This window comes from Nostocoides australiense Ben110, from assembly GCF_001050535.1.
GTDB classification, from domain to species: domain Bacteria; phylum Actinomycetota; class Actinomycetes; order Actinomycetales; family Dermatophilaceae; genus Nostocoides_A; species Nostocoides_A australiense.
Map to the genome: position 1 here is coordinate 41,392 of NZ_HG764815.1, position 13,893 is coordinate 55,284.

Genomic DNA, 13,893 nt, shown 5'->3' on the forward strand with positions numbered 1-13,893 from the left:
CGTGGCCGCGAAACGCACCATCCGCAGCATCCCCCAGGAGCGCACTCCGGTGCGCGAGCAACCGCCGCTGGAACGCGCGAGGAACTTTGTCGAGGTCAATCTCGGGTATGACGCGTCGGAGGCCGCCCGCGAGGCCCAGCGTTGTCTCTTCTGCGCTGACCAGCCGTGTGTGCGCGGATGCCCCGTCTCGATCGACATCCCGGGCTTCATCCGGCAGATCTGCCACGAGGACCACCAGGGCGCCTACGACACGATCGCCCGGACCAACCTGCTGCCGGCCGTGTGCGGCCGCGTCTGCCCGCAGGAGAACCAATGCGAAGGGGTCTGCACGGTCGGTGAGAGCCTCGAGCCGGTCGCGATCGGGCGGCTGGAGCGGTATGTCGGCGACCTGGCCATTGCGAACGACTGGGCGCGCCGCCCTTACATCTCCCCCACGGCATACCGGGTCGGCATCGTCGGCTCCGGGCCGGCGGGCATGGCGTGCGCAGCCGACCTGGCCAAGGCGGGCTGCCAGGTGACGGTCTTCGAGGCGCTGCACCTGCCCGGGGGCGTGCTGCGCTACGGCATCCCCGACTTCCGGCTGCCCGGGGAGGTCATCGACGCCGAGGTCGCCAACCTCGAGAAGCTCGGGGTGCGTTTCGAGTGCAACACCGTCGTCGGACGGCTCTTCACCATCGAGCAGATGCTCGAGGACCTCGGCTTCGACGCCGTCTTCATCGGCACCGGTGCCGGCTACCCGACGATGCTCGGCATCCCCGGCGACTCGCTCGGCGGTGTGCTGTCGGCGAACGAACTCCTCACCCGCGCCAACCTGATGCAGGCCCGCGACTTCCCGGTGCACGACACCCCGATTCCCCTCGGCAAGCAGGTCGCCGTCGTCGGGGCCGGCAACACCGCCATGGACGCGATGCGCGTCTGTCTGCGCCTCGGCGCCGAGCAGGTGCACTGCATCTATCGCCGTTCGCGCACCGAGGCACCCGCCCGGGCCGAAGAGGTGCATCACGCGGAGCAGGAGGGCATCGAGTTCCACTGGCTCACCAACCCGGTCGCCGTGCTCGACGACGGCGCGGGCAATGTCCGGGCGATGCGTTGCGTGCACATGGAACTCGGCGAGCCGGACGACTCCGGCCGCCGCCGGCCCGTGCCCATCCCCGGCAGTGAGTTCGAATTCCCTTGCGACCAAGTCGTTTTCGCGATCGGCACCAACGCCAACCCGATCATCGGGCAGACCTCGCGGCTGACGCTGAACCGGTGGGGCTATCTGCAGACCGACGACGACCTGGCCACGTCCATCGACGGCGTCTTCGCCGGTGGCGATATCGTCACCGGCGCCGCGACCGTCATCGAAGCGATGGGCGCCGGCCGCACGGCCGCGGCCGGCATCGTGCGCCATCTCGGCATCCGCGACGTGCGCCGGCGCTACGACGACGGCGAAGAACGGATCTTCGGCATTGCCGCGCACGAGCGCGGCCACGCCCGCGTGCGAGAGGTGGCGGCACTCCTATGACCCTTTCCCTCGACGATCACCTCAGGCGGGACGGCGACCCAGCAACCGGCAGACCGGCGGCTGAGGAGATAACGGAGATCTCGCAACACGTCGTGGAGATCATCAGCGACTCCGGCGAGGGCGCGCAGCGGTGCGGGCAGTCGTTCGGGGCCGTCGCCGCGCGCGCGGGCAATGGCGTCTGGACGGTGGAGATCATCCCCGCCGAGATCCAACCCCCGGCCCGCAGCGTCGCCGGCGCGAGCGGCAACCGCATCCGACTGGGATCGCAGCGCATCACCAACGGCGGCGACGAGGCCGACCTGGTCGTCGCCTTCAACGAGCAGGTGCTGCTCGGCCGGGTGCACATGAAGGAACTCAAGCCCGGTTGCATCATCCTGCTCGAAGACATGTGGCGCGAGCATCGCGATCCGCGCATCCGGCAGGCATACGGGGAGACCTATGACGCGCTGGAGGCGACCGGCTATCGTCTCATCGAGATCCCGATGGAACGCGAGTGCCGCAAGCTCGTCGCCGACCCGCGGCGCGGCAAGAACATGTTCGCGCTCGGAATGCTTTGTGCCATCTACCAATTCGACCTCGGCCTCGCACGCGAGCAGGTCGCAACGACCTTCCGCAAGAAGTCGGCGGCGCTGATCGAGTCCAACACCAACCTGCTGGTCGCCGGCTACACCTGGGCCCGCTCCAACCTCGACCTGGCATTCCACATCCCGGCCGTCGCGGCCGGCGGGCGCCAGGTCGTCACCAATGGCAACACGGCCCTGGCCCTCGGGGTCGTCGCATCGGGCATGGAGATCTGCGCCATGTACCCGATCACGCCGGCCACCTCTGCCTCGCACTATCTGAGCGAGATCTTCCCCAAGGTCGGCGGCATCGTCCACCAGGCCGAGGACGAGATCGCCGCCGCCACGTTCGCCATCGGCGCCTCCTTCGTCGGCAAGTGCGCGGTGACGATCACCTCCGGCCCCGGATACTCCCTCAAGCAGGAGGCCCTGGGGTTGGCCGTCATGGGCGAGATCCCGCTCGTCGTCGTCAACGTCCAACGCGGCGGCCCCAGCACCGGACAGCCGACGAAGGTCGAGCAGGGCGACCTGTTGACGACGATCTTCGGCAGCCACGGCGACGCCCCGAAGGTCGTCATCGCCCCCAGCACGATCGAGGACTGCTTCTATTCGGTCATCGCGGCCCGGCGCATCGCGGAGACGTTCAATGTCGTGGTCGTCGTCCTGTCCGACGCCAGCCTGGCCACGGCCCAGCAGCCGTTCGCCCGTCCCGAGTTCGACCCGGCCTGGCTCGCTCCCCCGATCGATCAGAGCCAGGTGCCGGAGGCGATGCAGCCGTATGCCTGGGACACCACCACCGGGCTGTCGCGCCGGTTCATCCCGGGCCAGCCGGGCGGCATGTACACGCTCACCGGACTCGCGCACGACGCGTCCGCACACGTCGCATACGAACCAGCGGCCAACGAGGAGGGCATCCGGGCGCGCAGCCTGAAACTCGCTGCGCTGCAACGGAGCCTGAATCCTCCAACGATCTACGGTGACGACTCCGGAGAGTTGCTCGTCGTCGGGTGGGGCTCGACCAAGGGCGCTATCGAGGAAGCCGTCGACCGGGCCCGCGCCGAGGGCCGGCAGGTGTCCGCGCTGCACCTGCGCTTCCTCAACCCGCTGCCACCCGGGCTGCGGGAGATCATGGAACGATTCGACGCGGTCATGACCGTCGAGGGCAACTGGAGTGACCGGAGCGACGAGACCCTCATCGACGAGTCGAACCGCCGCTATGGCGCGCTGGCGATGCTCCTGCGCTCGCGCTATCTCCTCGACGTGGACACCTGGAGCGAAGTGGGCGGGCAACCGCTCAAACCGGGCCGCGTGCACGCCGCCATGCTCAGGAAGCTGGACCAGCGATGACCGATCTCGACCACCTCGACCTCACCCACGCCAGCGCCGCGGAATGCCTGCTACGCCTCTACGACGAGCGCGTCGAGATCGAGGGCTTCCAGAAGGGCGTGCCGCGGTGGTGCTCCGGATGCGGAGACAATGCGGTCCTCGCCGCGTTGCAGCGCCTGCTGCGCGACGAAGGGCTGCGGCCGGAGAAGACGGTCTTCGTCTCCGGCATCGGCTGCTCGAGCCGGTTGCCGCACTATATGAACACCTACGGATTCCACGGCATCCACGGGCGCGCGCTGCCGGTCGCCGAGGGCGTGCGGATCGCGCGCCCGGACCTGAACGTCTTCGTCAATTCCGGCGACGGCGACTGCTTCAGTATCGGTGCGGCACACTGGATCCACGCCATCCGTTACAACATGAAGATGGTCGTGATGGTGCACGACAACCAGATCTACGGGCTGACCAAGAAGCAGGCGTCCCCGACCTCACCACGCGGCACCCGCAGCAATACGACCCCGCAGGGGTCCTTCCTCGAAGGGCTCAATCCCCTGACCGTCACCCTCGGCGTCCAGAACGTCTCCTTCGTGGCCCAGGCCGCCGACTGGATCCCTGAGGTGCTCTACGCCATCCTGCAAGCGGCCTTTAACCACGACGGACTCTCCTTCATCCGCATCGTCCAGCGCTGCCCCGAATGGATGCCCGACAACTTCGAGCCCTGGCTGCACGACCCTTCCCGAGTGCAGCTGCTGCATCACGAGGGCATGCCGGCATTCTCGTCGGGCCTCGCCTCGCTCTATCCGACCCGCCTCGATCACGACCCGAGCGACATTCACCGGGCCAGAGAGCTTGCCTCGCAACACGATCCGATCCCGATAGGGGTTCTCTTCCACGATCCCACGGTGCCCCGCTACGACGAACTCGTTCGGGCCGAGACCACCCACTCGCCCGCGGCGGTGCGTCAGCTGCTCGATGAGGAGTTCGACCGGTTCGCCGTGGTCAGCGACGGCGAAGGTGGGGGCGTCGATGACTGACACACGGCATCTCGCGGCAAAGGCCCAAACGCCCACCACCGGAGTGCGCAACGGGCAGCAGAACCGCGCCTCCTTCTATCTGACCGGACACCGGATGGGGACCGGTCTCGGTGACGTCGACGGCTTGGGGCTGCGGTCGGCCCACTTTGCGGCATACGGCGATCTCGACCGGCTCCGCTACGACTATCCGCTGGTGCTGACCGACGACCGCGACGCCACCAACGCGCTGCAGTCGCTGTCGGGACTCGTCGATGCCCTGCTCGCCGAGATGGGCGACGCCCCCGACTCCGACCGGATCCGCCACCACGCCATGGCGTTGGAGACCGAGATCCGGGCCCGGTCCGGCCACGGGCCCCAACGGCTTTCGGACGTCTGGGCCGCAGCTGCCACGTCACTCGTCGCTGCGGGCGGCGACGAGCACCTTGCGGACAGCCTGGCCCGCCTGACGGCAGCCCTGCGCATCGACGGGCAACTCGTCGCCTGCACTGCAGACAGCTCCCGACAGGTCGTCGGCCACCTCTGGCGGCTCGTGCAGCAGGAGCGGACCGACCGGCTGGCCGCGCGGATCGAGCGGCTCCGCCAGCAGCTCGGCGACATCCTCGCCGCCGAACAGGCCAACTCGGTGGCGGGCCTGCGGCCCGACCGGCTCGCCCAGTCCCTGGGGCCCGTGGTCGGCGCCGAACTGGACGCCGACGCGCTGTCACGGCTGCTGACCGGCAACCGGCCGGCGACCCTGCTCTCGGATGCGCGCCGCGAGCGGGTCCAACGGCTCCTGGGGGTGCTCGACGCCCAGCGGTTCGTGCCGGACGAAGACGACATCGACGGCGACGGGGACCTCTTCGAATTCGTCTACACCGACCCGGTGGCTGCGGTCACGGCCTACCAGGAGCGGTTTGCTGCCACCGCCGAACTGGCCAAGGCGCTGGTCGTCGCGGAGATGGAGGCCGACGGCCGCTACCGCGAGGAGGTGCACGACGCGCTTTTCGCGAAGTGGGATGTCGAGGACCTCGAGAGCGACATCCTCGACCTGTTCCCGAAATATCTCGTCGAGATCGACGCCGAGGCCATGACGGCCGAGCAGAGCGTGGTCCTCCTCGACGCCCTGGCCGCCGGCATACCCGTCAAGGTTCTCGTCCAGGTCAACGACCTGCTGCGCGGCACCTCCTCCAAGGAGCGATCGCCCGGCGGCGGCGTGCCGGCACGCAAGCTCGGGCGCTACGTCCTCGCAGCCGGCGAGGCGTTCGTGCTGCAGACCGCCAGCGCGGGCCTGTTCCACGTGCGCGAGCGGATCGTCACCGGCTCTCGCCTGCCGGGTGCCGCCCTCTTCGTCGTCTATTCCGGTGGAGGGCAGTGGCTCGGCGACCTGCCGCCCTATCTTGCGTCGGCCGCCGCCACCGAGGCCCGCGTCTTCCCCGCCTTCTGTTACGACCCGTCTGCGGGCGAGACCTGGGCGGACCGTCTCTCGCTCGGATGCAACCCGCAGACCGATCTCGACTGGCCGGTGCATCGCGTGAGCTACGCGGACCAGCAGCTGCAACGCGTCACGCTGGAACTCCCGTTCACGGCAGCGGATTTCTGGGCCGGCGACGCCCGTATGCAGCCGCACCTGGCCATCGCCGGGCCGGACCGGTCGGAGGGGACGATCGCGCCCTTTGCCGAGCACTTCGCGTCCAACCCCGGCATCTGGACCGACGAACTGCCCTATGTGCTCATGGTCGACCGCGACGACCGGCTGAGCAGAGTGTTCGTGGACCGGCCCCTGGTGCACCGGGCCCAGCGCGACGTCGAACAGTGGCGGCGCCTGCAGGAACTCGGCGGCGTCCACAACTCCCACGTCGCACGCGAACTCGCCCGCCAACGTGCCCTTTTTGAGGCCGAGCTCGATGCGGCGCGAGAGGCACCGGCGCCGGCACCGGCTCCCGGTCCGGTGGCCACGACCACCGCGCCCACCGGAGAGCCGGGAGAGCCGGGAGAGCCGGGAGCGCCGGATCCCGACGATCACGAACCGGTCGCCCGCGACCCCTACCTGCCGTGGATCGAGACCCTGCGCTGCTCGACGTGCAACGAGTGCACGCTGATCAACGACAGGATGTTCGCCTACAACGAGAACCGGCAGGCATTCATCGCCGACCCCGACGCCGGCACCTACGCCGAACTGGTGCAGGCCGCGGAGAACTGTCAGGTCGCGATCATCCACCCGGCCAAGCCCCGCAACCCCGCGGAGGCCGGCTTGGAGGAGTTGGTCAAGCGCGCGGAGCAGTTCGCGTAAGCGGCTGATCCCTCTCTCAGGCAAGTTCTGGCCGAGTCACAGCCCGGTCACAGGAAGGCCCGCGATTCTCTGATGGACGCGAAAAACCACCTGAGAGAACGGAATCCAGATGATCGTCACGACTGCCGCCGCCACTGACGCCACCACCGCTGTCACCCTGCGCGCCGAGGAGTGCACGCTGCTGCACGGCACGGCGTATGCCGCCCGGGCCGGTTCGGCGCACGTGACCGCTCCCGACCGGGTCGCCGTCGTGGCTGCGCTGTCCGGGGTCGGCGCCGCCGACCTGCCGACGCTCGTCTTCGTCTGACCGGGTACGAACGGATGCGGGTCGATCAGCCCACCGGCTGATCGACGACCCACCACGCAGCGAAGGGCGACAGCCAGATGTAGCCGTCCTCACCGATGGCCACCGGGTGGTTGTTGCCCAGGGCGTTCACCGGGTTGGTGAAGCCGATCGGCTCGAACTCCATGCCCGGGAAGGGACGCCAGTCCTCGGTGACGTTGTAGATGCACAGCATCGGTCCGGAGGGGTGATTGCGCAGGGTCGCGAGCAGCCCTCGATCGATGTGCTCACCGTAGATCCGGGACTCGGCGGAGGCGTGCAACTGCGGCAGGGAAGCGCGGACCTTGGCCAGGTGCGCCAGGCCCTGGAAGATCTTCCCCTCCCGGGTGCGCAGATCGCCGCGTCGCTCGGCGGCCTGCCAGTCCAGTCGCGGCCGGTGCGCCCACCGGTTGTCCTCGGCGTGACCTGGTTCCGCGGCCCAGATGGGGTCGTTGAGCGTGCCGAGTTCGTCTCCGGACCAGATCACGGGGATGCCGCCCCAGCCGTAGGCGAGCGCGTGGATCAGGAAGACGCGCGCCAGCGCATGCTGGGTCTCGTCGTCGTTGCGGGCCGCCTCCAGACCGGCCAGGGAGGCCGCGGTGCCGCTCGTGCGCTTGTCGCCGGTCTCTTCGTTGAACTGGAAGACCATGCCCCGGCCCCACGACTCGGCGACGTCCCCGGCATACCAGTCGGCGAGGAAGCGCCGGTGCAGAAAACCGTTGAGCCCCACGGCTTCCGCGTCGCGGTCGTCGATCGCCCAGCCGATGTCGTCGTGGCAGCGGACGTAGGTGATCCAGGTGCCGGTGCTGGGTGTCGACGGGAGCGCCCGGAGCGCCTGTCGGGTCAGTTGGGTGTCGCTGACCGCGAGCATCGACCACGCCTGCACCATGAGGGAGTTGTGGTATGCCAGATCGCTCACCTTGCCGACGTGGGTGCCGGTGCCGAGGTATTGGATCAGGTCGCGAGGGCCGACGATCGCCTCGGCCTTGAAGGCCACCGCCGGTGCGGCCATGCGCGAGAGGGCGTGCAGGACCTGCGTCAGGTCGTGCACCTCGGGCTGGTTCTGGCAGTTGGTGCCCACCCGCTTCCACGTGAACGCGATGGCGTCCAGGCGCATGACCTCGACGCCGAGGTTGGCGAGGAAGAGGATGATGTCGGCGTATTCGCCGAGGACCGCGGGGTTGCTCCAGTTGACGTCCCACTGCCATTCGTTGAAGGTGGTCCACACCCAGCCCTCGACGTCCTCGTCCCATGTGAAGTTGCCGGGGGCGAAGTCGGGGAAGACCTCGGGCAGGGTCGCTTCGTACTCGTCCGGTTTGGTGCGGTCGGGGTAGATATAGAAGTAGTCGCGATACTCCTTCTCCCCCGCGCGGGCCTTCTCCGCCCAGACATGTTCGCGTGCAACGTGATTCAGCACGAGATCCATGACGAGTGACATGCCGTGCGCGCGCATCTGGCGAGCGAGGTTGCGCAGGTCCTCGGTGGTGCCGAGGTCGGGCCGGACCGAGCGATAGTCCGCCACGGCATACCCGCCGTCGCTGTCACCCTCCCGAGGACGCAGCAGCGGCATCAGGTGGACATAGGAGACACCGAGCTCTCCGAGATAGTCCAAGTGCGTGGCGACCCCTTGCAGGTCGTCCGCGAACCGCTCTGTGTAGCAGGCGTATCCGACCATCCCGGGCTGTTGCAGCCAGTCGGGGGTGAGCATCCTGATGCGGTCGAGCCGGTGCAACTCGGGGTCGCGATCGGCGAAGGCTCGCGCGGCACGCGAGATCAGGTCGACGCACAAGGTCTCGACGTCGTGGGTCTGGCCATAGAGGGCCGTGACACCCGACTCGACATCCGGCCACCACCGGTCCACGCGATCGGCGAACTCGTCACGATGCTCGGCGTCGAGGCGAGAGAGGAGCCGATCGATGGCGGCATGAACAGCGGTCGGGGCACCGGGCATGGCGCCCATTCTGACACTCGCGAGCAGCTTCGCCATGGTGGTCAGCCAACCCCCGGCGATGTGTCCCTCATCGTCACCGGCGTGCCGATCTGCACCGTCCGGGAGACGGTGCACAGCCGGTCGTGCGACATCTCGATCGCTCTGGGCAGCATCTCCCGGGCACGGTCGCCGGCCTCCCCCTCGGGGAACTCGACGGTGAAGCTGATCGTGATGTCCTGCAGGCGGTTTCCCTGCTCGTCGCGCACCTTGGTGCCGGTCGCGGTGACCTCGAAGCGCGTGGGGTCGGCGCGTTTGCCGGTGATCAGGTCGACGTCCACGGCGCTGCATCCGGCGATGGCGACGAGCAGCAACTCCACGGGAGTGAAGTCCGTGTCGTCTCCCGACCCGAACGCCAGCTCGCCACCCCTGGCGTTGCGGGCGGCATACCGTCCCTGGTCGGTGCGGGTGAAACTGATCTCCCGGTGCCCGAGGCCGGGACCCGTCGATTCGATGTCAGCCATGGGCGGCACGCTACCGAACAGGCCTTAGGGTCGACTTCCATGAGTCCCGAAAACCCGCCCAAGGGCAAACTGGTTTTGCTCCGGCACGGCGAGACCGAGTGGTCGAAGTCCGGCCAGCACACCGGCCTGACCGATCTGCCGCTGACGGCGCACGGCGAGGAACTCGCCCAAGCCGCCGGCAGCCTGCTCGGCGGCTACGACTTCGGTCTCATCCTCGCCTCTCCCCTGCAGCGGGCGGCCCGCACCGCCGAACTCGCCGGCCTGCACGCCGAGACCGACCCCGACCTCGTGGAGTGGGACTACGGCTCGGCCGAGGGCCGCACCACCAAGGAGATCCGGGCCGAGCTGGGCTACGACTGGTCGGTGTTCACCCACGGCGTGCAACCCGGGGCGACGCCGGGCGAGCAGGTCGAGGAGGTCGCGGCCCGGATGTCGCGGATCATCGCCAAGGCCATGCCGGTGCTCGCGGAGCGGGACGTCGCACTCATCGGTCACGGCCACGCGCTGCGGATCCTGACGACCGTATGGCTGCGTCAGGAGGTCCGTTTCGCGGCGCAGCTGCTGCTCGATGCGGGCTCGGTCAGCGTGCTCCAGTACGACAAGGAGTTTCCGTCCGTGCGCACGTGGAACCGCCTTCCGGCGTTGCCCGAGTAGGGATCACTCGGCCCGGGGCCAGGTGTGGACCGGTTCGTTGCCGTGCACGTGCTCGATATAGCGCGAGAGCATCTCGCGCAGCGCCTGGGGCCGCTCCATCCCGCGGGCCTCCAGGTGCGCGACCGTCTCGGACTGCCATACGGCGCCGTTGATCCCGGTGGTGCACCGTCCCTCGATCACCGAGAGATAGCGGTCGCGCACGGCCTGCGAGACACCCCATACGGCCAATCCCTCGTGGGCCATCGGGAGCAGGTGACGCAGCACCAACTCGTCCGCCGGCACCTCGCCGAAACCCGGCCAGTAGATGCGCGCGTCGATGCCGTCGCGAGAGCAGCGGCGGAAATTCTCTTCTGCCGCAGCAAAACTCATCCGCGACCATACGGGTCGGTCATCGTCGGCGAGCGTGCGCACCACTCCGTAGTAGAAGGCAGCGTTGGCGAGCACGTCGATCATCGACGGCCCGGCGGGCAGCACACGGTTCTCGACACGCAGGTGCGGCCTGCCGCCGACGACGTCGTAGATCGGGCGGTTCCAGCGATAGACGGTGCCATTGTGCAGGCGCAGCTCGGGCAGGTTCGGCGCGATGCCGGCGTCGAGCTGCGCGAGCGGATCCTCGTCGCTGCACTCGGCCAGCAGGGCCGGGAAGTATCGGACGTTCTCCTCGAACAGGTCGAAGATCGAGGTGATCCAGCGCTCGCCGAAGAAGACCCGCGGGCGCACGCCCTGGTTCTTCAACTCGATCGAGCGGGTGTCGGTGGCTTGCTTGAAGAGCTCGATGCGGGTCTCGGCGTGCAGGCGCTTGCCGAAGAAGAAGGGCGAATTGGCCCCGAGCGCGAGCTGCGGGCCCGCGATCGCCTGGGCGGCATTCCAGTAGGCGGCGAAATCCTGGGGCGCGACCTGCAGGTGCAATTGCATCGAGGTGCACGCCGATTCCGGGGCGATGGTGTCGCTGTAGGTCGACACCCGCTCCCCCGTCGGGCCTTCGATGTCGAGGTAGATGTCCTCGCCGCGGGCATAGAAGATGGAGTCGTTGAGGGCCCAATAGCGGTTGTTGTCCGTGATCCAGTCGCCCTCGAAGTGCTCGGGCATGATCGTCGGGAGGATCCCGATCGGGACGATGCGCGCCTCGGCGCTGTGGGCCTTCTGCTCGGCATTGTTCAGCGCCCGGCGCAGGTCCTCCTCGAGTTCGAGGGCCGCGTCGCCCGGCAGCGGCCGCGGCCGGACGTTCATCTCGATGTTGTACTGCGCCAGTTCGGTCGTGAAATCGGCGTCGGCGATGGCGGCCAGCACATCGAGGTTGGCGAACCGGGGCTGGAAGTCGCCGTCGACGAGGTTGAGTTCGAGTTCCATGCCGGTCATCGGCTTCTCGAACTCGAACTTGCTGTTGGAGAGCATGCGCTCGAAGACGTCGAGGTTCTGGCGCACCTTCTCGCGGTAGCGCTGTCGCTCTTCGCGGCTGTAACTCTTGGCATCGACCTCCGCACCCATGCGCTCAAGCGAACCACACCCGGGGGCCCAGCGGCGGCTTGTCTTGACAGCTGACTGGAATCGCGCCCCCACGGCGGGTCGCGGGCGGCGCACCGGGGCAAATCCGCAGGGTTGTCGGTGGGCTCTCCTAGCCTGCAGGACATGCGGCTTGTGCACACCTCCGACTGGCACCTGGGGCGTTCCCTCGGTGGCGTCGGGCTGCTCGGTGCCCAGGCGCTCGTGCTCGACGATCTGGTGGCGACGGTGCGCCGCGAGCAGGTCGATGCTGTGCTGGTCAGCGGTGATGTCTATGACAAGGCGCTCCCCAATCCCGATGCGGTCACGCTGTTGTCGGAGACGTTCGAGCGGCTCGTCGACGCCGGTGCCCAGGTCGTGGTCACCAGCGGCAATCACGACTCGGCGATCCGCCTGGGTTTCGCCTCCCGGCTGCTCCAGCGTGCCGGCCTGCACGTGCGGACCTCGCTCGCGGAGGTGGGCACGCCGGTGCTCGTCGCCGGGGTCGCGATCTACCCCCTCCCCTATCTCGAGCCGGCGCTGACCGCCGACGCCCTGCAGGCGTCAAGGCGCTCGCACGCGGCCGTCCTCGAGGCGGCGATGACGCGGGTGCGCGCGGATCTTGCGTCCCGGGGCGGGCCGTCGGTGGTGATGGGGCACGCCTTCGTCTCCGGTGGCCTCTCCTGTGAGTCCGAACGCGATATCTCCATCGGCGGGGTCGCCGCCGTGCCGGTCGAGACCTTCGCCGGGGTGTCCTATGCCGCCTTGGGTCACCTCCACGGTCGCCAGCAGGCGGGTCCGAACGTCCACTACAGCGGGTCGCCGGTGGCGATGTCGTTCGGTGAGGCCGGGCACGTCAAGGGCTATGCCGTCGTCGAGATCGAGGGTATGGCCGCGCCGCGGGTCGAGTTGGTCCGGGCGCCGGTCGAGCGGGCGCTGGCGGTGCTGCGGGGCCGGCTGGAGGAGTTGCTGACGCAGCCGCAGTATGCCGCCGCCGAGGCTTCGTTCGTCGCCGTCACCCTCACCGATCCGGTGCGTCCGCTGGGCGCCATGGACCGGATCCGGCGCCGGTTCCCGCACGCGATCAAGCTCGAATGGCAACCCGAGGGCGGCTTCGGGCAGGAGCGCCGCACCTATGCCGCCCGGATCGCCGACCGCAGCGACCTCGACATCTGCTGCGACTTCCTCGCCCATGTGCGCGGTGGTGTCGCTGCGGGGCCCGGGGAGCGCCGGCTGTTGCGCGAGGCGGTCGAGGCGAGTCGGGTCGGTCGCGCGGTGCGGGAGGAGGAGGGTGTGGTCACGCCGGCATCCGGGGTGGCATGAAACTGCACCATCTCAGCGTCGAGGCCTTCGGGCCGTTCGTCGCGCGGCAGGAGATCGACTTCGACGATGTGTCCGGGGCCGGGGTGTTCCTCGTGCACGGCCCGACCGGGGCCGGCAAGACCAGCCTGCTGGACGCGATCTGCTTCGCCCTCTTCTCCGACGTCCCGGGCGACCGGCAGGCCCGCGGCCTGCGCAGCGAACTCGCCGAACCCGACTGCCCGCCGCGGGTGCGCCTGGAGTTCACCGCGGCCGGCCGGCGGATGCGGGTCGAGCGCACCGCGGAGTTCACCCGGCCCAAGCGGCGCGGCACCGGACAGGTGCGCGTGCAGTCGACCGTGACGTTGAGCGAGTTCGCGGGCAGCCAGTGGCGGCCGGTGAGCACGCGCATCGACGAGGCGGCCGAGGTGCTGCAGGATCTGCTCGGGATGGGCCTGAACCAGTTCCGGCGCGTTGCTCTTCTCCCCCAGGGCGACTTCGCTGCCTTCCTGCACACCACACCCGAGGCGCGCCGCGCCCTGCTCGAGCGGCTCTTCGACGTCGAGCGCTTCACGACACTGGAGTCCTGGTTCGCCGAGCGGCGGCGGACGCTGACGCAACAGGTCGCCGCGGCGCAGCAGGCGCTGCACCACCAGATCGCGACGTTGACCGACGTCTTGGCCACTGCGCCCCCGGCGGCGCTGGCTCCCCTGTCCGATGCCGACGAACTCGCGTTCGCGGCGGTGCCCGTCGGGGAATGGGCGGGCCTCGTGCCGCGGCTCGAGGTGGCCCTGTCGGCCTGGGCGGGTGACGAATTCGGCGCTTTCCAGCGAGCCGAGACCCAGGAGCAGGCCGCGGGTGCCCGTCGGGACGAGGCCGAGCGCATCGCCGGGTTGCGGGCTCGGGCGCGCGTGGCGTCTGACGCTCTCACGCGCTTGCGCGAGGATGCCACCCGGATCGAGGTCCTCCGGCAGCGGGCGGCCGACGGGCTG

Annotated in this window: 11 protein-coding genes; 8 read left to right on the forward strand and 3 right to left on the reverse strand. The window is 69.1% G+C overall.

The features are described 5' to 3' along the window. Position 1 precedes the first annotated feature (1 nt). The 5 genes from gltA (at position 2) to BN11_RS00235 (ending at position 7,000) form a co-directional block, all read left to right on the forward strand. Positions 2–1,507 (forward strand): NADPH-dependent glutamate synthase, encoded by a 1,506-nt coding sequence (gene gltA, locus BN11_RS00215; protein ID WP_235435308.1) that lies wholly within the window; start codon positions 2–4, stop codon positions 1,505–1,507. Then, positions 1,504–3,414, forward strand: a complete 1,911-nt coding sequence (locus BN11_RS00220) for a 2-oxoacid:acceptor oxidoreductase subunit alpha (protein WP_083433409.1) — start codon at positions 1,504–1,506, stop codon at positions 3,412–3,414. The genes gltA and BN11_RS00220 overlap by 4 nt, the downstream gene beginning before the upstream one ends. After that, entirely contained in the window at positions 3,411–4,424 is a 1,014-nt protein-coding gene (locus tag BN11_RS00225; RefSeq protein ID WP_053083947.1) for a thiamine pyrophosphate-dependent enzyme, read from the forward strand. Before BN11_RS00220 ends, BN11_RS00225 begins: the two co-directional genes overlap by 4 nt. Further along, on the forward strand, positions 4,417–6,693 hold the full coding sequence (locus BN11_RS00230; RefSeq protein WP_157043892.1) for a hypothetical protein: 2,277 nt from the start codon (positions 4,417–4,419) through the stop codon (positions 6,691–6,693). The genes BN11_RS00225 and BN11_RS00230 overlap by 8 nt, the downstream gene beginning before the upstream one ends. Positions 6,694–6,802: 109 nt before the next feature. After that, a complete protein-coding gene (locus tag BN11_RS00235; protein ID WP_048692934.1) occupies positions 6,803–7,000 on the forward strand; it encodes a hypothetical protein in 198 nt (65 codons plus the stop codon). 25 nt (positions 7,001–7,025) lie between these two features. Here BN11_RS00235 and BN11_RS00240 read toward each other — a convergent pair whose 3' ends face one another. After that, a complete protein-coding gene (locus tag BN11_RS00240) occupies positions 7,026–8,966 on the reverse strand; it encodes an alpha-amylase family protein (RefSeq protein WP_048700490.1) in 1,941 nt (646 codons plus the stop codon). A 41-nt stretch (positions 8,967–9,007) separates the two neighbouring features. Next, a complete protein-coding gene (locus tag BN11_RS00245) occupies positions 9,008–9,466 on the reverse strand; it encodes an OsmC family protein (protein ID WP_048692937.1) in 459 nt (152 codons plus the stop codon). Positions 9,467–9,505: 39 nt separating this feature from the next. Between BN11_RS00245 and BN11_RS00250 the strand changes: the two genes are divergently transcribed. Then, positions 9,506–10,120 carry a histidine phosphatase family protein gene (locus BN11_RS00250; RefSeq protein ID WP_048692940.1) on the forward strand — a complete coding sequence of 205 codons (615 nt, stop codon included), beginning with the start codon at positions 9,506–9,508 and terminating at the stop codon, positions 10,118–10,120. A 3-nt stretch (positions 10,121–10,123) separates the two neighbouring features. On the opposite strand, the gene BN11_RS00255 is transcribed toward BN11_RS00250, so the two are convergent. Continuing rightward, positions 10,124–11,608 carry a glutamate--cysteine ligase family protein gene (locus BN11_RS00255; protein ID WP_048692941.1) on the reverse strand — a complete coding sequence of 495 codons (1,485 nt, stop codon included), beginning with the start codon at positions 11,606–11,608 and terminating at the stop codon, positions 10,124–10,126. Between the two features lie 141 nt (positions 11,609–11,749). Here BN11_RS00255 and BN11_RS00260 point away from each other — a divergent pair, with 141 nt between their 5' ends. Both BN11_RS00260 and BN11_RS00265 read left to right on the forward strand, forming a co-directional pair. Next, positions 11,750–12,925, forward strand: coding sequence for an exonuclease SbcCD subunit D (locus BN11_RS00260; RefSeq protein WP_048692945.1), 1,176 nt, complete (start codon positions 11,750–11,752; stop codon positions 12,923–12,925). Next, on the forward strand, positions 12,922–13,893 hold a 972-nt coding region (locus BN11_RS00265; RefSeq protein ID WP_048692948.1), incomplete at its 3' end, for an AAA family ATPase. The genes BN11_RS00260 and BN11_RS00265, both read left to right, overlap by 4 nt.

Bases quoted from the DNA above. Each gene is read 5' to 3' on its own strand.
- BN11_RS00225 (WP_053083947.1), top strand. From the start codon at position 3,411: ATGACCGATCTCGACCACCTCGACCTCACCCACGCCAGCGCCGCGGAA.
- BN11_RS00230 (WP_157043892.1), top strand. From the start codon at position 4,417: ATGACTGACACACGGCATCTCGCGGCAAAGGCCCAAACGCCCACCACC.
- BN11_RS00235 (WP_048692934.1), top strand. From the start codon at position 6,803: ATGATCGTCACGACTGCCGCCGCCACTGACGCCACCACCGCTGTCACC.
- BN11_RS00250 (WP_048692940.1), top strand. From the start codon at position 9,506: ATGAGTCCCGAAAACCCGCCCAAGGGCAAACTGGTTTTGCTCCGGCAC.
- BN11_RS00240 (WP_048700490.1), bottom strand. From the start codon at position 8,966: ATGCCCGGTGCCCCGACCGCTGTTCATGCCGCCATCGATCGGCTCCTC.
- BN11_RS00220 (WP_083433409.1), top strand. From the start codon at position 1,504: ATGACCCTTTCCCTCGACGATCACCTCAGGCGGGACGGCGACCCAGCA.
- BN11_RS00255 (WP_048692941.1), bottom strand. From the start codon at position 11,608: ATGGGTGCGGAGGTCGATGCCAAGAGTTACAGCCGCGAAGAGCGACAG.
- BN11_RS00260 (WP_048692945.1), top strand. From the start codon at position 11,750: ATGCGGCTTGTGCACACCTCCGACTGGCACCTGGGGCGTTCCCTCGGT.
- BN11_RS00245 (WP_048692937.1), bottom strand. From the start codon at position 9,466: ATGGCTGACATCGAATCGACGGGTCCCGGCCTCGGGCACCGGGAGATC.